Source organism: Sporomusa sp. KB1 (assembly GCF_007830295.1).
GTDB lineage: Bacteria > Bacillota > Negativicutes > Sporomusales > Sporomusaceae > Sporomusa.
On the sequence record NZ_VLKC01000002.1, the window covers coordinates 2,026,466 to 2,049,569 of the forward strand.

The window sequence follows — 23,104 nt, forward strand, 5'->3', positions numbered from 1 at the left end:
ATGGAAATATTATTGGTGGATGATGATCAACATAGTCGGGCGGCAGTGGCCTGGTTTTTGCGCGAACAGGAGCATCTGGTAATGGAGTGTGAGAACGCCGCAGAGGCGCTGGCTAAGTGGAAACTGGCTGATTATCCGCTGGTATTATCTGATATTCAGATGCCAGGCATGTCCGGAATTGAACTGGCCCAGGTTATTACTGAACAGCCAGATAGCTGGCGGACAGATGTTGTACTATTTACCGGCTATGGAGATATGAAAACAGCGGTGGCAGCCCTGCGAGCCGGGGCCTATGATTATTTACTGAAACCTGTTGATGCCCAGGAGTTAGCGGCTATTGTGCAACGTGTATCAGAACATCAGGCATTGTTAAGGGAGAACAAAGCGCTGACCGAGAATTTTGATGCCCAGCTCCAATCCGCGACTAAGAATACGGAGCAAGAGTTAACCCGCATGCGCAAGATGGTCGCCGAGACGGTTATTGGCAATGTGGGTGTTTTTTCTGTAAGCATGCAGCAGGTGACTGAGCTTGCACAACGTTTTCACACCGATAGGACACTGACTGTGCTGATTCAGGGAGAAACAGGCACTGGTAAAGAAGTAGTCGCCCGGATCATTCATTATGGCTCTAACCTAAAATCGCCGTCAGGGCCGCTTGTTGAGCTCAATTGTGCGGCCATTCCACATAATTTGTTTGAAACCGAACTCTTCGGTTACGAGGGCGGTTCGTTTAGTGGTAGTTTAAGCCGTGGGCAAAAAGGCAAGCTGGATGCCGCGGCAGGCGGGACATTATTTTTGGATGAAATAGCCGAGATGCCGCCGGAAATGCAGGCCAAGCTGCTCAGGGTTCTTGAGACCAAGGAGTATTACCGTGTCGGCGGTTTGAAAAAAATCAAGGCAGATGTCCGCATTATCTGCGCTACTAATGTTGATCTTGAAAAAAGAATGGAAGCGGGGTCATTCCGGCGCGATCTTTATTATCGCCTGAAAATCGGGCACATTGTTATTCCACCCCTTAGAGACCGGCGTAAGGAAATTGTACCGCTCGCAGCAATGTTCCTGCGGGAGTTTGCTCAAGCCAAAAGAAAACGCTTTGCCGGCATTAGTTTTCAGGCTGGGGAGCTCCTGGAACAATGTGATTGGCCTGGCAATGTGCGGGAATTGCGCAATGCCATAGAGTGGGTGGTCTTTATGTATAACGATGCTGAGCTGCAACCCTGTCACCTGGAGAAAGTGATTCAAGACTGTGCAATATCTCCCCAAAGTGAGAAATCTGCAGGCGGTACCACGGAAAAACAAGTGATATTGCCTTTGCCTGACGGAGGGTTGTCAATAAAGGAATATAATGACCTTATTATTCAGGCCGTTCTTAATGCACATAAGGGTAATCAGACGGCAACCGCCAAATATCTGGATATGTCACTGCGGGCTTTGTGTTATCGCCTGGAACAAATGCGCAATCGAAATGCTGGAAAAAAAGAAGAGTAAAGGTGATCATTTTTTGCATATCCACCAATAATTGCATAGCAATTGTTGGTGGATATGCAATTATTGGTGTTAATAAGGGTAAGTTTGTCGGCAAAGTATCGATGCCGGGAAGACTCTGTTTTATTAATTTAGGTAGAGCGGTTGCTGTTTAAGGGGCTTCTTAGTTAACTAACAAGAATTAACTGATTTTGGCATGATATTTGCATGAACAAAGGATAAGCGAAGTCCAATTTACGAGCGGTTCTAGCTGGCCGTTCGCATAGTAAAGGGGTAAGGAGCATGAGGCGTATTCTCAACCGAAAAATAAATTACTATAGATTTAGTAATAGCAACTGGAACCCTCTGGCACATGCATCACTTTATTCCAAGCTGGTTATTATTTTGTTTCTGGTGTTTACGGTTACTGTTTTGGCTTTGACCTATCAGTTAGAAAAAAATATAGCAGACAGTCATATTGAACTGGTCAAAGATGAACTAAAGTCTATCGCCGCTATTAGCGCAGTTTCTATTGACGGGGATTTTGTGGATGATTTGCGTGAGCCTGAGCAGCAGCAAAATAAAAAGTATATTGCTATCAAACAATTCTTTGCGCAACTTATAGAAGCCAATCAGAATATAAAAGATATCTATATTATGCGCAAAGGTGCGACAAATGAGGAACTGGTTTTTTTGGTAGATGCTGACCCGGACCCGGCTGAATTTGGTGAGATATATGATGTTGAAGTTGCACCAGATATGGTTAGCGGTTTTGAACGACCAGCGGTAGACCGCGATTTTACCACCGATAAATGGGGCATGATGCTTTCCGGATATGCGCCAGTAAAAAACTCTCGCGGAGAAACGGTTGCCATTATTGGGATAGATTACGATGTGGGCAGTATCGAGGCCGGAATTGGCCAGAGAAAAAAGCAGATACTGCTATACTCGTTAGTGAGTATGGGTATCATGCTGGTTATTAGTCTGATATTGGCCAAAAGCATAATTGGCCGCCTAAACAGAGTAAAGCGGGCTGTTGATATTATTCTGGAAGATGAACGCCATACCACTCAGCTTTACAAGGAGAAGGATGAGGTCAATCTACTCGCCTTCCGGGTTAACAAATTGATTCAGAAGTTTACGGTAGAGAAAGAGAAAATACTTATTTCAATAATAATGACATTGGTTAATACCTTAGAGGTAAGAGATCAATACACACATGGCCATTCAACAGAAGTTGCCCTGATGGCAACAGATATTATGGATAAATTGAATATGGATACTGAGGAGAAATTCACGATTAATTTTGCGGCGCTATTACATGATATCGGTAAAATAGGCATTACAGATACTGTTCTTAATAAAACAGGCAAGCTTACTGATGCCGAGTTTGATATTATCAAGCAGCATTCTGTTATTGGTGCGAAAATTCTGGAGAGTATCCCTTCGCTAAATCAGATTCAACTGATAGTAAAACATCATCATGAACGTTATGATGGGCGAGGGTATCCAGTTGGGCTGGCTGGTCAGGATATTTCCCTTGGGTCAAGAATTATCGCGGTAGCCGATAGCTTTCAGGCCATGATTTCCGATAGACCCTACCGGGAGGGAATGTCACAAGCGGTAGCGATGGAGGAATTAGAGCGAAATAAGGGGACACAATTTGATCCAGAGATTGTAGATGTATTTTTGGAATTATGCAGGGCTAAGAAATATAAAATCTAGTAAAGAAATGCTGGTATTGGTGCTGGATTCTTTACTGCTAGATATGACATAAGGATAACCGCAAGCGTTGCGGTTATTTTTTTTACCCAAACACACTACTTGCAGGTAATGCGGTGAACTTGTATATAATAGTTATAATAAAAGCCCTGCCAATAGCTTGACTAATTATTTTCCATTAATACGGTTTTCTAACAGATAGATATTGACAATCCTTAGTCGGAAGCAGTAAAATGAAATTGATATTATACTGGTTCAGTATACATTGATTATCGCACTAGAAGGTGGTGGCATTGTGCAGCTTAATCAGGCTACAGATTATGCTTTTCGAGTCGTATTATATTTGTCTGGGCTGCCGTTTGGGGAGGTGGTAAGCGGGATAACTATTGCTGAAAGTCAAACCATTCCGCGACGGTTTTTACAAAAAATTATGCGGATGCTGGCCGCAGGTGGATTGGTAAAATCATACCGCGGTGCTGTGGGCGGGTTTGCGCTGGCAAAGCGGGCTGAAGAAATCACACTCTATGATGTAATTATCGCCATGGAAGGTTCGCTCGGTATTCATCGCTGCCTGGTTGACCGCAGCGCATGCAACCGCCATTGTGGTGAGGAATGTCCGGTACATCAGGCACTGGCCGCAACGCAAGACCGGTTGGCAGCCGACCTAGCCAAGGTTACCTTTGCAGCATTGGCTGCTAAAACAAATAATTCTAGTAGGGGGTAAGAGCATGGAAGAATTACTATTATCCCGGTGGCAATTCGGGATAACAACAGTCTATCACTTCCTTTTTGTGCCACTGACATTGGGGTTGTCGCTCATTGTAGCCATTCTTGAAACTATGTATGTCCGCACTGGTAATGAGATGTACAAACAACAGACTAAATTCTGGGGGAAACTATTCCTTATCAACTTTGCTATGGGTGTGGTCACAGGTATTGTTCAGGAATTCCATTTTGGGATGAACTGGTCAGAGTATGCCCGGTTTATGGGGGACATTTTTGGTGCACCACTGGCCTTGGAGGCACTCACGGCTTTTTATCTGGAGTCGGTCTTTCTGGGTCTCTGGATTTTCGGCTGGGATCGCCTGTCTAAGAAGCTGCATGCTGCCAGTATATGGGTTGTAGCATTAGCTTCAAATTTGTCGGCTTTCTGGATTTTGACAGCTAACTCTTTTATGCAGTCGCCTGTGGGCTATGTCATTAATAATGGCCGGGCCGAAATGACAGACTTTGTTGCACTTATTACTAATCCTTATGTGTTCAATCAGTTTCCGCATACTGTATTGTCAGGTCTGGTAACCGCTGGTATCTTTGTACTATCTATTAGTGCTTTTCACCTTATCCGGAAAACACATGTTGATTTTTTTCGGGCTTCGTTCAAGCTGGGACTAATCTGGACGGCAGTAGGCTTATTCCTCCTGATGGGCAGTGGTCATGCCCAAACACAGTTTATTGCCAAAGCGCAGCCAATGAAGTTGGCAGCAGCCGAAGCACTGTGGGAGACGGCTAGTCCTGCGCCCTTCGCGGTTGCAGCTATTATTGACGAGCAGAATAAGACCAATCCGGTGGAATTGAAAATTCCGGCAATGCTATCTATATTGGCTTATAATAATCCCAATACACCGGTTAAAGGGATTAAAGATATTGAAAAAGAGTATATTGCTCAATATGGGCCGGGCAATTATGTTCCTGCAGTAACGCCGGTATTCTGGAGCTTCCGAATTATGGTAGCTGCCGGCAGCGCCATGATGATTATTGTACTGGTCGCAGGGTTCCTCTGGTGGCGCGGCCAACTGGAAGCAAAACCTTGGGTACTCAAAGCTGTATTGTGGAGCTTACCGTTACCGTATATCGCCAATTCGACCGGCTGGTTTGTCACTGAGGGTGGCAGGCAGCCCTGGATTGTATTTGGTCTGCAGAAGGTAGGCGAAGCCGTATCACCTTCAGTGGGGGCTATCAGCATCTGGATTTCGCTGATTGGTTTTACCTTGGTATACGCGTTGCTGGCAATAGCAGCGGTGTATCTTGTACAGAAATTTGTCCGGCAGGGTCCTGTAGATACTCCGGCTAAAACCAATAAACCGGTAGCAAAGGGGGCGTCATTGTGGAGTTAAATATATTGTGGTTTATTTTGCTGACAGTTCTCTTTATTGGCTTCTTTTTTCTCGAGGGATTTGACTATGGTGTAGGTATTTTGCTTCCCTTCCTGGGGAAAAGTGACACCGAACGGCGGGTGGTTATCAATACCATTGGTCCGGTATGGGATGGCAATGAGGTCTGGATGATTACTGCCGGTGGCGCGATGTTTGCGGCTTTCCCGCATTTATATGCTACTTTATTCAGCGGTTTTTATCTGGCGTTGTTTTTGATGCTGATGGCGCTGATTGTTCGCGGCGTAGCCTTTGAATTCCGGAGTAAAGATGAAAATCCAGCTTGGCGCAGTACCTGGGATTGGCTGATCTTTGCTGGCAGTGCTATCCCCGCAATTCTCTGGGGTGTGGCTGTGACCAACTTAATTCAAGGGGTACCCATTAATGCCAAGATGCAGTATGTTGGAACCTTCTTTGATTTACTTAGTCCGTATACAGTCGTTGGGGGCATTGCCTTCTTGCTGGTGTTTACTTTCCACGGGGCGCTGTATCTGACGCTCAAGACAGAAGGGGAACTGATGGAACGTGCCCGCAGTGCTGCGGTAAAAGTGGGAGTTTTGACGGCAGTATTTTGCCTGGTGCTTGTTGGAATGACCTATACACATACTGATTTATTTGCTAATACTGGCGCAGGGATTGCTCTTTTGGGAGCCGTTGCCTTGTTTGTCGGAGCTTATGGCGGTGTATATGGCAGGCGATATGGGCTTGGCTTTATTCTAAGCAGCCTGACGGTGGCACTTACAACCATAGCCTTTTTCTGGGGGTTGTTCCCCCGGCTGATGGTGTCAAGTATCAATCCGGCCTGGAGTCTGACGATTACTAATGCCGCTTCTTCGCCCTTTACCTTATCGATTATGACAATGGCAGCGCTGGCACTTGTGCCGCTAGTGCTGGTGTATCAGGGCTGGGTCTATTGGATATTCCGTAAACGGGTCAATGCCAATAATTTAGAATATTAAAGGATTTTATGTAAACAGGTGGTGAAAATATGGGGCTTGGTGATGAGGATAAAGACTTCTTGCGGCAGCTGGACTGGATTTATCCAGCTGATTATATGGCTAAATTACGGCAGTTGAGCGAGGCTTTAATAGAAGAGCAGCTGGCTATCGGTGAGCGCCAGAATATCCGTGAAATAGTTGGGACCATCATGACCAGGCTCCAGCTTGAGGCTGAGGGTACTATCGAGACTGAGGCTGATGCTGACGCTGCGGCAGCACAAGCGGCGGCCGGGGAGCTGGTGCGGCAAAAGGTGTTGGCAGCGTTACATGACGGTCAGCCTGATATTCCGGCAGGGATGGGACCTGAGGCTGTAGCAGCACTCGTAGGCTTTCTTGACCACGGGGAACTAATTGTTGCCGACAATGCGCGGCAGGCTTTACGCTGCTTAACCGATGGCGGGGCTATTGATGCGCTATGCCAGCTATGGGCAAATACCCGCCGCCCGGAACTGGAACACATTCTGGTTGCGGCCGGTTATTTGGCCTCCCAGCCGCTAGGGCTGAGACTGTTGACGGTGCTTAAAACCGGGGCAGATCGGGTGATGCTGAATGAGGGACCGGCACTTATCCCTGAGCTCTTGCGGGTGGTAGATGACGCTGACCGGAGTATTGCCGGGCGCGCCAGGCGCTTGCTGTTGACCCTGACTAACAGGCAGGCGATTGATGCGCTATGTGAAACCGTACTTGCCATAGGCGAGGAACAACTTACAAATTGGGCGGTCATTGCCCGATATGCGCCTACGATTGACAGTAAAGCAGCGCTGTATTATTGCATTACTGGGCAGTGGGATAAGTATTTTGCATTAGATTGGCAGGAAACAAGACCGTTATTAAAAAAAGGCTACAGTCAGGCAGTGTCAGAACAAAGACAGCAATTTTTAACTGCGGCTCGCCAAAGCGGTCACAGCTTACTGCTGGTAGGTTTACTATTGGAAGGTGGCCAGCAGGAGGAATATGAGGAAATAACGGACGAAGATTGGGCCGCTATGTTGGATCTGCTCACAAGCCAGGAACAGTGGTCAGAGTTATACCGGCTAGCTTTGTGTGCGCCGGCCAACTGGGCAGCTGAGTTTGTATTGGCGCTGGGTAATACGACCTGGAAACCAAAATCATGGGAAAGTAGTGACTGGGAGAATAGCTTAGCATGCTGCCCGCAAACAGGCCGAAATATGTTTGTGCCAGACGGGCGGCTGTTGGCTGTTCTGGAGGCGAACCAAGCAGAGGTCAATGTGGAATGTGCTGCTTTTCATCCTAACGGGCGAATTGTAGCCGGTGGCTGCGCTGATGGCCGGGTGCGGTTATGGCAGATAACCAGTGGCAAATTGTGGCGGACAGTTAACCTTCATGATGAGGGCATCACAGCTGTAGCCTTTACCCCGGATGGACGGTATTTGGTGACAGCCGGGAGGGATGCTCTGGTTCATATTTGGCAGCTGCCTGCTGTTAAATGGGTTGACAGTATTAAGGGCCAGCCAGGGTTTGTGATGGCGCTGGCAGCAGGCCAGGGTGGTGAAATGCTGGCGTTAGCTTGCCCGGGGGGAGTATTACCGGCAAGGGCTTGGTGGTGGGATGGCTCTTACATGACCACTAAGGCGCAGTATCCAGGCAGTCTGTTTTCTGCGGCCTCGGTTGCGCTGGAAAAACGTGCTGTGGCTGGCGGCGGACGGGATGGTCGGATTCGTATCTATACGTTAGCGGGCGGATCAGGCGGAAATAAGCTATGGGCCGCTCATAACGGACCGGTTCAAGGCCTGCTGTATAGCGGTGATGGCCGGCTGCTGGTCAGTAACGGGATGGATGGAACAATAAAGGTGTGGCAAACAGACAATGGCAAGCAGTTATGGAGTATCAAAGAGCAAGGTAAGCTATTAGCAGTTAGCCAAAGTGGTGCGTTCATAATCCTGAAATCGGCACAAGGTACGGTGGCAGTAAGGCAATTGCGGCTGAAGAAGCCATTGGCATTGGCTACACATGGCGACTGGCATTATATGGCGGCCATGCTAGCCTCGCCCGAGCTTGAAACCCCAGCCAGGCAGGCTGGTTCTTTTTTACACAGCCTGCTTACGGCTAAATTCCGCTATGATATCATGTTATAAGCTATGAGGTGGTGGCAATGGCCGGACAGTTGGCTATAGATTTTGGTAATAGTTATACGGTAGCTGCCTATTGGCGGCAAGCGTCCCGCCAGGCAGAGACACTTTATGTCCCTGGCATAATGCGGCCTATGCCGGGAAGTACTAAGGGTGTGTATGCGGCACCGTCACGTATTGCCTATGGCACTTTCACTGGAGACTGTTTGGTTGGGCAAGAGGTTGTTGAAAGCGATCAGACAGAAGGTGTATTTCAGGATCTGCGGTTTGCTGTTGTCACAGGTAAACTAGTATACAGTTTGGCTGGCGGTCGGTGGCTCAGCAATCAGGATATGGCCAAAGACTATGTAGCTGCTATTATCAGTCGGGCCGGACAAACGCTTGGTTTAAGCGGCGAGGCCGTACTTGCCTTTACGGTACCGCTAGCGGCCTGTAATTCGGCGCCAGCATGGCGGCGATACCAGCGTTGGCTTACAGGGGCGGTCAGACAGGCTGGTTTTAACCGTCTGGAGCTTGTTGAAGAGCCGTGGGCTGCTGCCTGGGGTGCCGGTATGAAGGTAAAACCGGGAGACAAATATATTGTTGTCAGGTTAAGTGCTGAATTTATGGAAGCAGCGATGGTATTGGCCGCGAGCCAAAACGGGGATGGCAGTAATGAGCGCCATATCCGGGTAGTAAGCTATAGCTCCGGCTGGCTAGCTAATGAGGAAGTAGGTTTTCAGCCACCGCAAGAATTAGCTGCCCTGATCCGGCAGGTATTGCGGCAGGCGGGGCTGCTCGGGTATACGGCCGCTAGTCTTGCCGGGATAGTAGTAACTGGCAGTGCTGTAAAAGCCGATATGCTGGCTGTGGTGTATGAGCTGTTTGCCGGCATTCCCATCTATGATAAGCAGCCGTTGGCGGCAACTGCCTGCGGTGCTGCGGTGCTAACCGCCGGTGTGGATGGCAGCGGTTATCTGCGACATAGTTATGGCTTACGTTATTTGACGGCAGATGGCTATCAATACCGCGAAGTGGTGCCGCAGGGTCAGTTTTATCCGAGTGACGGATTTGTGGCTGAGTTTACGATCAAAGCCAGCTATGATGGACAGCAAGAATTCGCATTATTGATATATCGTATGGAAGAACAGTGTATGAATGAAGACAGCCCGTTGTTACTCAGGACCGGAAAATCGGCCATTAAGGGGCAAGCTGTCATTACTGTAAAGTGCAGCCTTGATGGGGCCGGACAAATGATTGTAACAGCTTATGAGCTGGTGAGTGGGGAGGTTATCGCTCACAATATTGCAGCAGCTAAACTTGTGTAGTGAAGGGAGGAATAAAGATGTCGCATTTTACTCAGGTGACAACTAAAATTACGAGTAAGGAGATGCTGATAGCTTGCCTGAAAGAGTTAGGTTATGATGTGGAGGAGAAAACGGGTATAAAAGGCTATCGCGGCCAGGAAACACCAGTCGATATTGCTGTGCGGATGAAGCAGGGCTATGATATTGGCTTTGTACTGGGAAATGACGGCACCTATAGCTTTGTTGCCGATTGGTTTGGGGTGCAGGGCGTTAATGAACAGCAGTTTACTACCAAGGTCCAACAGCAGTACGCCTTAACCACTGTGATGGACAAGATTAGCCGTCAGGGCTTTAATGTGGTGGAACAACAACAGGAGAATAACGGCGAAATCAGATTAGTAGTACGCAGATGGGTATAGGGAGGTAAGCGTATGGACAACTTTGCTGAGCAATTTGATACTTACATTAGAGCGCGGGTTACACTCATTGTTATCGTAACTCCGGAAGAAGAACGGGCTATAGAGCATGTTAAAACTGTTTGTGAGCAAAAAAACCGTACCTGTCTGTCCTGGGATGTGGCTGATGGCTTTGTGGTGCTAACAGGCAAGACAGCGCTTGATCTAAAGTGCCGGGACCCGCTGGTAGCGCTGGATCTAATAGAAAAGACCGGTATGGATAATAACGGGGATATTTTTGTCTGCAAGGATTTTCACGACTTTTGGTCTAATCCGCCGGTGAGGCGTAAGCTGAGAAGTGTTGTACAACGCCTGACGCAGACAAGAACCTCGATAGTTATTACCACCCCTACCGGGCAGATTCCGGATGAATTGCAGGATGAAGCCGTGGTTATCCACCTCCGGCGCCCTAACGGTGAGGAGTTGGACGGTGTGCTAGAGGGTCTGCTAAAAGGGGCTAATGTCAAAATGAATCTAACGGAAACTGGTCGGGAAAAGGTGGTTCAAGCCGCCATGGGAATGACGGCTGGTCAGGCTCGCCGGGTATTCTCCAAGGCCATTGTTACCTGCGGCTGCTTGGATGATCGCAGCATTACCATGATTACCGAGGAAAAAGCCCAGTTGGTGCGTCAGAGTGAAGCACTTGAATTCTTAAGCACTACCGAAACTTCGGAAAGTGTCGGTGGTCTGGGAGTTTTGAAAGACTGGTTGGGTTTGCGGGAACAAGCCTTTACAAAAGATGCCCGCGACTATGGTTTGCCTGCACCTAAAGGCATTGCTATGGTCGGTATTCCTGGTACAGGCAAGAGTTTAACTGCCAAAATGATTAGCGGTTTATGGCAACTGCCACTCCTGCGGCTTGATGTGGGCGCTTTGTTTGGCTCCTATGTTGGCGAATCTGAAGATCGCTGCCGCCGGGCATTGCATATTGCCGAGACCATTGCTCCCTGCATTTTGTGGGTGGATGAAATAGAAAAAGCGTTTGCTTTTGGCGCAGGCGACGGCGGTACCAGCCAGCGGGTTTTTGCAACTCTGCTGACCTGGATGCAGGATAAAAAAGCCCCCTGCTTTGTCGTTGCCACCGCCAACAATATTGCAGCGCTGCCGCCGGAACTTATGCGTAAAGGCCGTTTTGATGAAATTTTCTTCTTGGACTTGCCGCATATGTCTGAACGGCGCGAGATTTTTGCCACCCATCTCAAACGCCGCAACCGCAGTCCGCGTGATTTTGATCTCAAACGGTTGGTGAAAGAATCGGACGGCTATGTTGGCGCGGAAATTGAACAGGCTATTATCGACGCCATGTATTTAGCCTTCAGCGATCACATGCGCGAGATTACGACCGAAGATATTGTGATATCCTTGAAACGTCAGGTGCCATTGTCGGTCTCCCAACGGGAAAATATTCAGTATCTCAGACAGTGGCTTCAGGAGGGCCGGGCCCAGTCTGCCTCCTATCCGGGCGAGGTTGCCGGAGAAACAGGCTCTGGGCAGGTGCTGCTAGAAATTGAGGACCAAGACTAAGGCGAAAGGACGGTAAGCCATGGATAAAGAAGAATTGGAAATCACCATTGACGCCAGTGGGCAGGTTAGTATCAAGGTGGCTGGAGCCAAAGGCGGCAAATGTCTGGATATCACCAAACCCATAGAAGAAGCGCTCGGGGAAGTCAAGGTGCGGCAGATGTCTCCTGAATATTATGAGCAGCCGGCTGATGCTGCCAAGGTGCGGGATAACCAGCGATGATAGCGCAACCAAATTCCAAAGGCGGCCTGATTAATATGGCCGCCTTTTTGTCTGTCTCGCGCAGTAATGGTCCTGGCCGGCGGGCTGTTCTCTGGGTGCAGGGCTGCTTCCGCAATTGCCCGGGATGCTTTAACCAGGACATGCAGGAGTTTCGGGAAAAGCAAGTGATTGCGGTTCCGGAGTTAGTAGAGCGCATTTTGGCTAGCGAAGATATTGAGGGTGTTACCTTCTCGGGCGGTGAGCCGTTTGCTCAGGCACAGGCTTTGGCAGAACTAGCAGAGCAACTGACGGCCAGGGGTTTGAATATCGCGATTTTTACGGGTTATACAGTTGCTGAACTTACGGCAGCAACTGACCCAGCCTGGCAGCGATTGCTGGCAGCAGCCGATTTGCTGATTGCCGGACCCTATGAGCAGGATTTGCCAGCCCAAGACTATCTTGTAGGTTCTGCCAATCAGCAACTGGTATTTCTTACTGAAAAACTGAAGCAGCACCCGGATGTTGTTACTAGTCAGGGGCAAACCCTGGAGGTTATCGTTGATGCTGCAGGCAAGGTAACAATAACAGGGCTCACCGGAAAACTGTAATTCGAGAACGTAAGATTAGGTGGGGAGAGCCGTATCATTGGTAATGGTTCTGGTTTTTGCTTCAAATCCTGTATTTGCAGGGATTGAGGGATTTTTTGCGTTTCTAAGTGAAAAAATGAACTGCCCAGATTACCCTGCGAATTGAAGAGAATTGAACGGTTGACATATTTTATCGGAAAGCGTCACCAGTCCCCACATAGTGCTCACGCACTAGCCCTGAGATAATAATATGAAATAGGCAGATTAACAAAGTAACCTGCCCCTTCCCGAACCGTACAAGCGGTAGAGTAGGCGACCAGCGAGTTACCATCCGAAGACAGCCCTCTTCCAATCGCCCCTCTCAGAACGGAGCATGCAAGTTTCCTGTGCACTCCGCTCGCCAGTGGTTAACTGTCAGCCAACATCGACTTCCTTGGGCTGAAAAAATTCTCGAAAGCTGCAAGATGCTGATTAATCGATATAGTCACACCTGCGCAAATCATCTGGTGCTTTGCTTTTGCATACATCAGGTGATTTTTTATTTCCAGGTGGTGCTGCGTTGATGCTTACGGTATTCCCGTTGAAACTCCCTTGATTGGGGTATTTATGAGAGGTTTTTTAAGCAGGCTCATTATTTGAGTGCCAACGGCGGTGATAAAATGAGCAAAAATCTGCTATTTTACAGTATTAGGAAGTTTTCGATGACTGTAGGTTATATTTCGAGTTGGGGCTACCTTAAGTGTTAACCTCTGTAATGACATTTTTGTAATGAATTAAAACAGATGACAGCAGAATTTGGTTGATTAAATGTAATCTTCAATCGTTGCTGCTCCGAGTTGCCTGTTATTGCTCCATATCTTAAAGGTGATTGTTTTGGCATGAAACTTGCAAAATATGTTAAGAAGCAACGTTTTGCAAATCTCTGGTACAGGGAGTGGGTGTCTAAATTTCTTTGAAGTAGAAGGGCAATTGTAATGGGAAGTTATCAAAAGAGAGGAGATTTCATGTTGGAACGCTGGCCATCTCAACCGTTTTCTAGACTAGAAAGGAATGAGGCACTTAGCAGGAAAAAGAAGTGTTTGGCGGTTTGGACTTTCGGGTAGTGAAGCAATTTAAATAGGGAGTGACGAAACTAATTTTCAAAGGACGGTAGGAAAAGTGCTAGGTCTATGGTATTGGTTTCAGGGCCACAAAACATCGCAAAGTGTGAATGCCTTTTTGAAAAAAAGCAGACTTCAGTTTACAGATTAAGAAGGTATTAGGGGGAGAAAATTACATGAGAAATATCTTTGATGGTATTAAAGTTATTGATTTCACATCCACCGCTGCAGGACCTACTGCGACCGCATTATTAGCTGACTTCGGAGCGGAAGTTATAAAAGTTGAACGTCCTAAAGTAGGTGACGATTCCAGACAGTTTATGCCACAGTTCGAGGGTAATAGCATGACGCATATGTGGTGTAATCGTGGAAAAAAATCACTCGTTGTCGATATGCAAGATCCTATTGGTGTAGAAATCGTTGAGAAATTGATACTCCAAGCTGATATTGTGGTTGAAAGCTTTCGACCGGGAACAATGGCTAAGTTTGGGTTTGATTATGATAATTTAAAGAAAATTAACCCGCGAATCATAATGTGTTCTGTTTCCGGCTATGGCCAGACAGGTCCTGATTCGCACAAGCCTGGCTATGATATAGTAGCCCAAGCTCTCAGTGGAGCAATGGATTTGACAGGTGATCCCGATGGCCCGCCAGTCAGGAGCGGTCTAGTATTGGCAGACTACTGTGCAGGGTATAATGCGTTTGCCGGAATGGTGGCGGCCTTGTACTACCGGGAGCGGACCGGTAAGGGTCAACATGTTGATATAGCCCTGCTTGATTGTCTAATTGGAATGAATAGCTTTGTGGAAGCGGCGGGTCTAGGACATAAACCAACTAGAACAGGTAATCATCATGGCATGTTGGCGCCTTTTGGCGTATTCAAAGGGAAATCCGAGTATGCCATAATTTGTGCGCCGAACCTCAAGCTATGGTCCTTACTTTGTACTGTTATGGGCAGAACGGATTTTATAGAGGATCCTTTATTCAACACTAGCCCGAATAGAATAAAAAATATTGATAAAATGATCACGGAAATTGAACAATGGCTTAAGACGTTTGACAAAATTGATGAACCCGTAGCTATGATGGATAAGGCTGGTATTCCATGTGCTAAGATTTTGACTTCAAATGACGTAATAAGCAATGAGCATCTGAAAGTGCGGGAGATGATTATCGAACTGGAAACTCCTAGTGGGAAGAAAATATCTGCCCGTGGTAACCACCTAAAGTTCTCGGAGGCTAAGGCGATCTTGCGGAAGGCACCGAAGCTGGGAGAACACGAAGATCAAATTCTCAAATTAATTGGCTACGACGATGTAAAAATTGCTGAGCTAAAAAGTAAGTGGGGTTGCTAACAATTCGAAGCCGGGTTCTTTATATTATGTGAAGAAAGTGAGGCAGAATGTAAAATGTCGGAGAAAATAGTGGGTAGCTTAGATATTGGAGCATCAGGAAACCCGACAAGACAGCGCTTTTTTATAGTATCAGTACTATTTATCGGTATTTTCATAGCGTTTCTAGACAGGGTAAATGTTTCTGTTCTCGTTGCAAATGAGCAATTTCTAATGGAAATGGGGATAAAAGGGCAACCGGTCAAAATCGGCATGTTGATGACAAGTTTTTTGGCGGCATATGGAATCGCACAAGTGGCATTAAGTCCCTTAGGGGACTATCTGGGGCCGCGCAAAGCTATGATAATAAGTATTGCTTTGTGGGGTGTAGCGATGTTAATGGGTGGCCTTGTCGCCACTTTTGCCATGATGATCATCGCTCGGATATTACTGGGAATTGGTGAAGGATTTTACTACCCAATGCAGATTACGCTCATTAAGAATTGGTTTCCCCCTCAGGAGCGAGGGCGGGCTAATTCGATATGGCTTATTGGTCAATCGCTGGGACCGGCTATGGCTATGCCATTTTTCGCCTATATTATTGGCAGTTTTGGCTGGCGGGAAAGTTTTTTTGTATGTTTTCTCGTAGGCTTAATACCTCTATATCTTTTCTGTTTCCATATAGCAGATACACCTCGTGAGCATAAAAAAGTTAACAGCCTTGAACTTAATCATATTGAGGAAGGCTTGGTAAAAGAGCGGAAACCGGAAGTTTCTGCTAGTAAGGAGACTTTCTGGCAACGTGTAAAGCTTTTTGCTAATGATTATAGGTTTTGGCTGGTGGTATTTTGGTATCTGGTAGTAAATTTCGTATTTTGGGGATTGGTGTCGTGGCTTCCAAGCTATCTGAAAGCGGCCCGGGGTTTTTCGTGGGAGGAGATGGGATGGCTCGCATCGTTACCATTTATCTTCGGAATAGTATTTAAAGCTATAACCGGTTACATTATCGACCGTGTTGGAAGGTGCGCGCCGTTCCAATTGGCAGCTATTTTCTTCACAGGCTTATGCGTTTATTTAGCCGCCATCGTTCCCGGAAAATACTTTTCGGCGATGCTGCTGTCTTTGTCTGTCGGCTTTATCGGAGTATGTACTACGACTGCCTGGACACTATTGCAGAAGTTAGTACCGACTAAATCGATATCGACTGCTACAGGAACAATGAGCGGAATTTCCACTGGTTTTTCGGCGCTATCGCCGGTGATTATAGGAATTTGTATTAGTATGACCGGAAGTTATGATGGCGGTTTGTTTTGTATGGTTGGAATGACGGTGCTAGCATCGCTGGCTATGTCTGTCTTGGTAATTCAAAAATACTAATAATGCCGGGGAATTTTGTCAGGGCATTTGTGCTGCAGGGACCAATCGTTTATTAGATATGACGACAAATATATTAAAAGGAGTGGAAAACAATGAGTTTCAACAATATTATTTTGGAAAATAAGGATGGGATTGGTTTTATTACTTTAAACGATCCTGAGAACCGGAATACTGTTTCTGGTCCTATTGTTGGTGAGTTGGGTCAGTGTCTTGACGAATGCAATGATGATCCAAACGTGCGTGCTATTGTCATACGCGGAGCAGGAAGCGTTTTCAGTGCCGGAGGTAATATAAAAGCCATGAAGGAAAGACTCGAAAAGGGGATTGATTATCGAGCTAATATGAGAAATTTGGGAACAATTATCGTGAAAATCAGGAATATCCGCAAGCCGGTTATAGCATCTATTCACGGAGCCGCCGCCGGTGCTGGGTTAAGCCTAGCTCTGGTTTGCGATTTTCGTATAATGGTAGAGGATACAAAGTGTGTATTCGCTTTTGTTAACTTGGGTTTGATTCCTGACTGCGGTGCTCCTTTACCGCTTGTTAAGATGGTTGGTGCAGCAAGAGCCACAGAACTGCTCATGACTGGAAGAATGTTTACCGGCAAGGAAGCGTATGATTGGGGGCTTGTTAATCAAATCGTGCCTCACGATCAATTGGAAGCAGCAACCATGAAATTTGCGAAGAAGCTGGCGCAGGGGCCGACTGTTGCTTACGGCATGATAAAGGCAATGATAAATAGAAATGCATTCGGCGGCCTGGAATTGGAACTTGACAACGAAGTAGAGTTTCAGAGTCTATGCGCCCGGACAGAGGATCATATAGGAGCCGTTGACGCTTTCATTGAAAAGAGAAAGCCTGTCTTTCAAGGACGTTAGTTGAAACAAATAAAGTAAAGCGGTATACAGGTTAGTGAGAAAGATTATGGGGGTAAAAGAAAAATGACAATTATGCTAAGCGAGGAACAACAGCTAATTCGCAATATCGCGCGGGAATTTGCGGTCAATGAAATTCGACCACAGATCAAGGAAATTGATGGCATGGAGGAGGTTCATGCTAAACTGAATGCCCGTATTGGTGAATTGGGATTCAGGGGGATTATGCTCCCGGAGGAATGGGGCGGTCTTGGACAGAATCTTACTACACAAGTATTAGTTGCGGAAGAAATTGCCAAGGAAAGTGTTATAATGTCAATATGGGCAGGCAACCCAATGGCTACAACAATCTTGAAGGCGGGTACTGCAGGGCAAAAGGAAAAGTATCTGCGGCGACTAGTTACTGGTGAATTCAGCATGGGTTTTGGTTTTACTGAGCCGACTGCGGGTTCCGATGCATCTAATATTCAAACTACTGCAGTAAAGGATGGCGACGAATGGGTCATTAACGGGACAAAAATTTTTATTACTGGTTGCCTCCATCGTGATGCATACTTAGTATCTGCGCTAACCAATGAGACTGCGCCCGGCGGGATATCCGCATTTATCGTGGAACGAGACTTCCCGGGCTTTTCCTCAGGTGCGTGTTATAAAAAGCTTGGTATCCACGGCTCTGAGACAGGCGAGCTTTATCTGAAGAATTGCCGTGTTCCGGCTGAAAACATGATGGGAGCCGAGAACAAAGGGCTCCATGTGGTTTTTCATGCGCTTGATATGGGCCGCGTAAAAGCAGCCGCTGTTGCCCTAGGTAATGCCGTAGGCGCTTTTGAAGAGGCGGTAACTTATGCCCAACAACGTGTACAGTTTGGCAAGCCGATTTCGAAGTTGCAAACAATTCAGCATTACACCGCTGATATGTTAGCGGAAATAGAAGTGACCAGAGCAATGGTTTACCATGCCGCCGCTTTGGCTGATGCTAATCAGCCATTCGCTCGTGAGGCATCCATCGCAAAGATGTGGGCAACGGAGATGGGCAGCCGGGTAACCGATAGGGCTCTCCAGATTTGTGGCGGTTACGGTCTGACGGAAGATAGCGGCATGGAGCGACGTTATCGTGATGCCAGGGTTCTGCGCATCATCGAGGGGACCACCGAGATACAGAAGATGATCATTGCCAGGACTATATTTCCTAAATAATGATACATTAAGGTGTTCCAGATCGGGTTTCTAGGGGCGGGATAAACAATAACGAGATGTAATGATTCTGTTCCGTGTGATATTTGCCTTCGTTTGTATCATGTTATTAGTGAACGGAATCAATATAAAAGAAACGGGGTGCTCTTGAACCTTTATTGGTCAAAAGAGCACCCCGTGTTTTGTGTTTTTACTAAGCCAAAACATAATTAGTTCTTATTTCAGACCGTATTTGTACATTTTCTGATACATTGTATTGCGGGAAATCCCAACCTCTTTCGCGGCGTGAGAAACATTACCTTGATGCTTAGATAGTGCTTTAGCAATAAGCTCTTTCTCATTGTATATTAGTGTCATCTTATCTATTTTTTCCAAATTAGGACGGAATTCGAGGATCTCAACCGGAAGTAAGTCGGGAGTAATTTTGTCTGATCGAGAAAAAATTACGGCATTTTCAATTATATTGGATAACTCACGAATATTACCAGGCCAATTATATTGATAGAGAAGATTACTTGTCTCTTGCGTTAGGCTCATTTTTTGTAGACAAAAAAGAGTTGAAAAATAATTAACATAATGGTTAGCAATTACTAAAATATCATCTTTCCTATCACGTAATGGAGGCAGAGTAATATGGATGACTTTTAAACGATAATATAAATCATCCCGAAATAAATTATCTGCAACACACTTTTTCAAGTCTCTGTTAGTTGCAGCAATAATTCTTACATCAACCTTTTTGGGTGCATGTTCTCCCAGGCGAATCACTGTTCTATCCTGAATAAACCGGAGAAGGCTAACCTGCATATCTAAAGGCATTTCACCAATCTCATCCAATAATAGCGTGCCCCCATCGGCTAGTTCTAACTTGCCGATCCGCCCACCTTTCTTGCCCCCGGTAAAAGTACCTTCGGCATATCCAAACAATTCACTCTCAAGAAGACTGCTCTGAATAGCACCGCAGTTAATGGCTATAAACGGTTTTGCTGCCCTGTTACTGGCATCATGGATTGCCTTGGCAAAAAGCTCCTTACCAGTACCACTCTCGCCATCAATGAGTACGTTGGCCGGTATTTGTGAGGCTCGCGTAGCAATGTCAATTAAATTTTTTTTAATAAAACTATTGCCGATGATTTTAGCAAATGGATTGCCAGACCACTCGACCGGTACTATGGGGGGCCTGTCTTTCGTTGTATCAATCACATTGAACATAAGCATAGTGTGTTGTTTTTGATTTAGCCATCTGACGGTCTTGCTGCTCTGTGCCGCACAGATGTAAGTCATTTGCGGTATTTTGAGTGTAAAATAATTGGGTTCATTAACTAATGAATTAGAAATTACTTCATTGAGTGTAATACCTAAGTCATAGCATGACTTTCCAATTAGATTGCTTTTATTTTGCTCTATGGCTAAAAAGTTTCTGCAGGAAGCATTGGCATTAATGATCTGCCCCTCGTTATCAATAATTAAAATGGGGGCTGCTATCTGATTTATCATTTGCGTAAAGTATTTATTTGACTCAAGCATTTTTTTCCGAGCAACTACCTTGTTTTGAAGCAAGTTTTCTAACAGTTGAGTGGCTGCTATCACAAAACTTAGTGGCTGATCAGGTATCTTTCCGAACGAATTACTTAATGCCAGAATCCCTAATATATTATTGGCGTTGTCTTTAATGGGAGCCGCTCCACCATAGGAAGTCTTGCACGTGACTCTATATACTTCCTGTCCCCCCAATTCAAGCGGGGCCTTTTCTGCCAATACTGCAGCCGTCAAAGTTGTACCGGTTGTTGCTTCGGTTATTCTTTTTTTTAATATAGTGGGGAAAGGACTTTTCCAAGTGCACGAATCCATAACCACGCCGCTTTGGTCCGATAGATGAACGATGGTATCTTGAAAATATTTGGTATTGGTGGCATACATATATTGCATAATCGGTCTTGCGAACTCAATTAATTCGGCATTATCCTCTAAAACCTGGTTGTACTCATCGTTGTTTATATTTCTAGGCTTGGGTCCCCACGGATTTACAGACCTACTCCTTTGCCATGAGTTTGAAATTTCTGGTCTAACCAAATTAGGAGGTACAATCCCGCTAGTAATAAATTTATGATAAGCCTCGCTGATTCTATGCCAGTTATTCTTTTTCAGTAACTCCATCTGATCCTCCAGACTCTTCCTAGAAGGCAATACATATTCGGCTATGAACAGGCCAAATGGTTTATCTTTTGACAGCCCCATGCAAAAAATGTTTATATGGCAGTCGGTTTTCCTTCACTCAATTTTCAAGTCGCTATTATAAAATATGATTCGACAGTTGGAACAAGATCCCTTTAATTAATTGCAAATTAATTACAAAGTTAAAATACGCTGTATGCTGAACAAAAGGATAGCTGATTTTTGAATACTGTCGAGTTACCGTATTCAGTACTTTATATTAGTACGCGGAATTCGGCTTGGTGGCTCGGAACTGTTAAGTATGTGTCATGACACTTGTAATAGGTCGGGACGGTTTTTAAATAGAATTGTAAAAAAATTCAGGGAGAGTCCTTGTGCATTTAAGGAATAAAGGCATTGATTAAATTTGGCACGGTATTTGCATTAATATTAATTGACAATTAAGGAAGCTGTGAAAACTGCTTTCTGTGAGTCGGAGATAGAATTAATATCAGGAGGGGTAAAGAATGTCTAAAGTGATTGCCTGCTACAAATGGGTAGTAGATGAAGCCGACATTAGAATTAAATCAGATCTTTCACTAGATATCAGCAAAGCAAAATGGAAAATCAGCGACTATGATAAAAATGCTATCGAAGCGGCAGTACAGGTTGCCCGAACTTTAGGAGGAAAAGCGGCAACGTTGACCTTTGGTGGAGCCAATGCCAAGCAATCATTGAAAGATGCTCTTTCCAGAGGGCCGGCAGAAGGATACTGGATAAATAGCCAGCTGGCCGAAGCTGCTGATGGGTTTGTTACCGTAAAAGCCTTGGCAGCCGCTATTAATAAGATTGCAAATACAAGTCTGGTAATCTGCGCCGAAGGCTCCAGTGATGTTTACGCAAGGCAAACAGCGCCCAGACTTGGAGCAGTGCTTGACTGGCCTGTAATCACATCAGTATGCAAAATTGAAATTAATGGCAATACCTTGACAGCTCAAAAGAAAATGGATGATTGCATTGAAACAGTTGTAGTCGAGCTTCCGGCTATAGTGGCAGTTCTTCCAGAGATAAACGAGGCGCCATTGCCAAATCTCAAGGCTGTTATAGAGGCAGGCCGAAAGCCGGTCACCGAATTCACAGCGGAAGATTTGGGTACAGCCGATACAAAAGCAAAGGTGCAATTGCAGTCATTGAAAGCATATATCATGAAACGCAAGAATATTACCATTGCTGAGGGCGAGGCTTCCTGCAAAGTTAAAGAGCTAGTAGCAAACCTTAAAAAGGAGGGTGTTCTCTAATGGGCGGTATATATATTTACAGCGACAGAACAATTATGGCTGCCGAGCTTATTGGGTTTGCCAAGAAGTCCGGAAAATCCGCTAATGTAATAACATTTAATGAAACTGCCGCGAATGAAATAGCCCAATACGGTGCTGACCAAGTTTACGTCTTTAAAGGAGACAGTCCCTTGGCCGAAAATTATGCCAAAGCGGTAGCAGATTTTTTGAGGAACGAGAGGGCAGAGCTTTTTGTTGTCGGAGCCACTGCACGGGGAAGAGACATAGCCGCCAGAGTCGCAGGCTATCTCGAATGCAGCCTGCTAAGCGAGGTTTCAACAATTGTACTCGAAGGAGGAACCGTGTCTACCACCAGAATGGTGTACGGCGGAGCGGTGATTCAGTCGGAGGCTGCGGCAGGTATGGCTGTGGTCACGATACCTTCGGGCAAATTTGAAGCCGTTCAAGGCGGAACTTCCGAAGTCGCAATAGTTAGTGTCAAGGCGGATGATAGAGTCTCGCTGCTTGAGTCTACACCGATAGTAAGAAGTGAAGTAGATCTATCCGCTGCTGACAAAATAGTTTGTATTGGCTTAGGAATGGAGAAAAAGGAAGACATGCAGCTAGCCATTGATTTAGCCGAGGTACTTGGGGCAGAAATCGGCTGTACCAGAAGCGTGTCAGAAGAGAAACATTGGCTGCCTAACTATATTGGTATTTCCGGTCTAACAATCAGGCCTTCTCTCTATTTAGCCATGGGTGTATCGGGTCAGGTGCAACATTTAGTAGGGGTTAGAGATTCGAAAATTATTGTCGCTATAAATACAAATGAGAAGGCACCAATTTTTAACGGCGCAGATTATGGCATAGTAGGCGACTTGTACGAGATAGCACCGCTTCTTACTAAAGAACTAAAAAGTACGAATGCTGGCTAGAGATAGTCAGGCGGCAGCTCTTTAAACCCCGGCCTGAAGGGAGGAGAAAGTGTATGGGAATAGGAAAAATAGAAGCCCCCGAATTATTAGGCCTAAACAAGTTCAATGTGGACGAAGAGAATGCTCATATCGAATTAAAAAAGGACATCTGTGTTAAATGTGAAGACAAGCCTTGCCTTTTTGTTTGCCCGGCAGTTCTTTATAACCTGGAAAAGAGTGGAGAGGTGAGTTTTGACTTTGCCGGGTGCCTGGAATGTGGTACTTGCCGGGTAGTGTGCAAGAATAAAGGTATAGTCAAATGGACTTATCCCCGAGGTACTTTCGGGGTAAATTTCAGATTCGGTTGAGTTTTGAGTCATTCCTGCGGAGGAAAATGTCCTCAATGC

The 23,104-nt window shown here is 46.0% G+C and carries 19 protein-coding genes; 18 read left to right on the forward strand and 1 reads right to left on the reverse strand.

All coding sequences use genetic code 11. The features are described 5' to 3' along the window. From SALPA_RS13060 to SALPA_RS13130, 15 genes are all read left to right on the forward strand, one after another. Positions 1 to 1,488 (forward strand): sigma-54 dependent transcriptional regulator, encoded by a 1,488-nt coding sequence (locus SALPA_RS13060; protein ID WP_145094627.1) that lies wholly within the window; start codon positions 1 to 3, stop codon positions 1,486 to 1,488. A gap of 279 nt (positions 1,489 to 1,767) precedes the next feature. Then, positions 1,768 to 3,189: an HD-GYP domain-containing protein gene (locus tag SALPA_RS13065; protein ID WP_145094630.1), complete on the forward strand. Its 1,422-nt coding sequence runs from the start codon at positions 1,768 to 1,770 to the stop codon at positions 3,187 to 3,189. A gap of 292 nt (positions 3,190 to 3,481) precedes the next feature. After that, on the forward strand, positions 3,482 to 3,910 hold the full coding sequence (locus SALPA_RS13070) for an Rrf2 family transcriptional regulator (protein ID WP_145094633.1): 429 nt from the start codon (positions 3,482 to 3,484) through the stop codon (positions 3,908 to 3,910). Between the two features lie 4 nt (positions 3,911 to 3,914). Next, positions 3,915 to 5,300, forward strand: a complete 1,386-nt coding sequence (locus tag SALPA_RS13075; RefSeq protein WP_145094636.1) for a cytochrome ubiquinol oxidase subunit I — start codon at positions 3,915 to 3,917, stop codon at positions 5,298 to 5,300. Next, complete coding sequence (gene cydB / locus SALPA_RS13080) at positions 5,291 to 6,295, forward strand: cytochrome d ubiquinol oxidase subunit II (RefSeq protein ID WP_145094639.1); 1,005 nt, start codon at positions 5,291 to 5,293, stop codon at positions 6,293 to 6,295. Before SALPA_RS13075 ends, cydB begins: the two co-directional genes overlap by 10 nt. A 29-nt stretch (positions 6,296 to 6,324) precedes the next feature. Continuing rightward, positions 6,325 to 8,430, forward strand: a complete 2,106-nt coding sequence (locus SALPA_RS13085; RefSeq protein WP_145094642.1) for a WD40 repeat domain-containing protein — start codon at positions 6,325 to 6,327, stop codon at positions 8,428 to 8,430. Positions 8,431 to 8,447: 17 nt separating this feature from the next. Further along, positions 8,448 to 9,731, forward strand: coding sequence for a hypothetical protein (locus tag SALPA_RS13090; protein WP_145094645.1), 1,284 nt, complete (start codon positions 8,448 to 8,450; stop codon positions 9,729 to 9,731). Between the two features lie 17 nt (positions 9,732 to 9,748). Continuing rightward, positions 9,749 to 10,129, forward strand: coding sequence for a DUF1257 domain-containing protein (locus SALPA_RS13095; RefSeq protein ID WP_145094648.1), 381 nt, complete (start codon positions 9,749 to 9,751; stop codon positions 10,127 to 10,129). Between the two features lie 12 nt (positions 10,130 to 10,141). Continuing rightward, a complete protein-coding gene (locus tag SALPA_RS13100; RefSeq protein WP_145094651.1) occupies positions 10,142 to 11,689 on the forward strand; it encodes an AAA family ATPase in 1,548 nt (515 codons plus the stop codon). Positions 11,690 to 11,708: 19 nt separating this feature from the next. Then, a complete protein-coding gene (locus SALPA_RS13105) occupies positions 11,709 to 11,909 on the forward strand; it encodes a DUF2997 domain-containing protein (protein WP_021168402.1) in 201 nt (66 codons plus the stop codon). Beyond that, a complete protein-coding gene (locus SALPA_RS13110) occupies positions 11,906 to 12,496 on the forward strand; it encodes a 4Fe-4S single cluster domain-containing protein (RefSeq protein WP_145094654.1) in 591 nt (196 codons plus the stop codon). The genes SALPA_RS13105 and SALPA_RS13110 overlap by 4 nt, the downstream gene beginning before the upstream one ends. Before the next feature lie 1,255 nt (positions 12,497 to 13,751). Further along, a complete protein-coding gene (locus tag SALPA_RS13115; RefSeq protein ID WP_145094657.1) occupies positions 13,752 to 14,930 on the forward strand; it encodes a CaiB/BaiF CoA-transferase family protein in 1,179 nt (392 codons plus the stop codon). Positions 14,931 to 14,984: 54 nt separating this feature from the next. Further along, entirely contained in the window at positions 14,985 to 16,283 is a 1,299-nt protein-coding gene (locus SALPA_RS13120; protein ID WP_145094660.1) for an MFS transporter, read from the forward strand. Positions 16,284 to 16,375: 92 nt separating this feature from the next. Further along, positions 16,376 to 17,161 (forward strand): enoyl-CoA hydratase/isomerase family protein, encoded by a 786-nt coding sequence (locus tag SALPA_RS13125; protein WP_145094663.1) that lies wholly within the window; start codon positions 16,376 to 16,378, stop codon positions 17,159 to 17,161. 63 nt (positions 17,162 to 17,224) lie between these two features. Continuing rightward, positions 17,225 to 18,355 carry an acyl-CoA dehydrogenase family protein gene (locus SALPA_RS13130; RefSeq protein WP_145094666.1) on the forward strand — a complete coding sequence of 377 codons (1,131 nt, stop codon included), beginning with the start codon at positions 17,225 to 17,227 and terminating at the stop codon, positions 18,353 to 18,355. Between the two features lie 213 nt (positions 18,356 to 18,568). Here the strand turns inward: SALPA_RS13130 and SALPA_RS13135 are convergent, their stop codons facing one another. Next, the gene (locus SALPA_RS13135) at positions 18,569 to 20,509 is read right to left on the reverse strand and encodes a sigma-54-dependent Fis family transcriptional regulator (RefSeq protein WP_186451059.1); all 1,941 of its coding nucleotides are present in this window, start codon (positions 20,507 to 20,509) and stop codon (positions 18,569 to 18,571) included. A 524-nt stretch (positions 20,510 to 21,033) separates the two neighbouring features. On the opposite strand from SALPA_RS13135, the gene SALPA_RS13140 reads away from it, so the two are divergent. From SALPA_RS13140 to SALPA_RS13150, 3 genes are read left to right on the forward strand one after another with little or no spacing between them, the layout of a single operon-like run. Next, entirely contained in the window at positions 21,034 to 21,804 is a 771-nt protein-coding gene (locus SALPA_RS13140) for an electron transfer flavoprotein beta subunit/FixA family protein (RefSeq protein WP_145094672.1), read from the forward strand. Next, positions 21,804 to 22,718, forward strand: coding sequence for an electron transfer flavoprotein subunit alpha/FixB family protein (locus tag SALPA_RS13145; RefSeq protein WP_145094675.1), 915 nt, complete (start codon positions 21,804 to 21,806; stop codon positions 22,716 to 22,718). Before SALPA_RS13140 ends, SALPA_RS13145 begins: the two co-directional genes overlap by 1 nt. Before the next feature lie 53 nt (positions 22,719 to 22,771). After that, on the forward strand, positions 22,772 to 23,065 hold the full coding sequence (locus SALPA_RS13150) for a ferredoxin family protein (RefSeq protein ID WP_145094678.1): 294 nt from the start codon (positions 22,772 to 22,774) through the stop codon (positions 23,063 to 23,065). Positions 23,066 to 23,104: the final 39 nt, after the last annotated feature.

What these genes read in the sequence shown, in the direction of transcription:
- SALPA_RS13060 (WP_145094627.1), top strand. Translation starts at nt 1, where the DNA reads ATGGAAATATTATTGGTGGATGATGATCAACATAGTCGGGCGGCAGTG.
- SALPA_RS13065 (WP_145094630.1), top strand. Translation starts at nt 1,768, where the DNA reads ATGAGGCGTATTCTCAACCGAAAAATAAATTACTATAGATTTAGTAAT.
- SALPA_RS13075 (WP_145094636.1), top strand. Translation starts at nt 3,915, where the DNA reads ATGGAAGAATTACTATTATCCCGGTGGCAATTCGGGATAACAACAGTC.
- SALPA_RS13085 (WP_145094642.1), top strand. Translation starts at nt 6,325, where the DNA reads ATGGGGCTTGGTGATGAGGATAAAGACTTCTTGCGGCAGCTGGACTGG.
- SALPA_RS13090 (WP_145094645.1), top strand. Translation starts at nt 8,448, where the DNA reads ATGGCCGGACAGTTGGCTATAGATTTTGGTAATAGTTATACGGTAGCT.
- SALPA_RS13095 (WP_145094648.1), top strand. Translation starts at nt 9,749, where the DNA reads ATGTCGCATTTTACTCAGGTGACAACTAAAATTACGAGTAAGGAGATG.
- SALPA_RS13100 (WP_145094651.1), top strand. Translation starts at nt 10,142, where the DNA reads ATGGACAACTTTGCTGAGCAATTTGATACTTACATTAGAGCGCGGGTT.
- SALPA_RS13105 (WP_021168402.1), top strand. Translation starts at nt 11,709, where the DNA reads ATGGATAAAGAAGAATTGGAAATCACCATTGACGCCAGTGGGCAGGTT.
- SALPA_RS13110 (WP_145094654.1), top strand. Translation starts at nt 11,906, where the DNA reads ATGATAGCGCAACCAAATTCCAAAGGCGGCCTGATTAATATGGCCGCC.
- SALPA_RS13115 (WP_145094657.1), top strand. Translation starts at nt 13,752, where the DNA reads ATGAGAAATATCTTTGATGGTATTAAAGTTATTGATTTCACATCCACC.
- SALPA_RS13120 (WP_145094660.1), top strand. Translation starts at nt 14,985, where the DNA reads ATGTCGGAGAAAATAGTGGGTAGCTTAGATATTGGAGCATCAGGAAAC.
- SALPA_RS13125 (WP_145094663.1), top strand. Translation starts at nt 16,376, where the DNA reads ATGAGTTTCAACAATATTATTTTGGAAAATAAGGATGGGATTGGTTTT.
- SALPA_RS13130 (WP_145094666.1), top strand. Translation starts at nt 17,225, where the DNA reads ATGACAATTATGCTAAGCGAGGAACAACAGCTAATTCGCAATATCGCG.
- SALPA_RS13135 (WP_186451059.1), bottom strand. Translation starts at nt 20,509, where the DNA reads ATGGAGTTACTGAAAAAGAATAACTGGCATAGAATCAGCGAGGCTTAT.
- SALPA_RS13140 (WP_145094672.1), top strand. Translation starts at nt 21,034, where the DNA reads ATGTCTAAAGTGATTGCCTGCTACAAATGGGTAGTAGATGAAGCCGAC.
- SALPA_RS13145 (WP_145094675.1), top strand. Translation starts at nt 21,804, where the DNA reads ATGGGCGGTATATATATTTACAGCGACAGAACAATTATGGCTGCCGAG.
- SALPA_RS13150 (WP_145094678.1), top strand. Translation starts at nt 22,772, where the DNA reads ATGGGAATAGGAAAAATAGAAGCCCCCGAATTATTAGGCCTAAACAAG.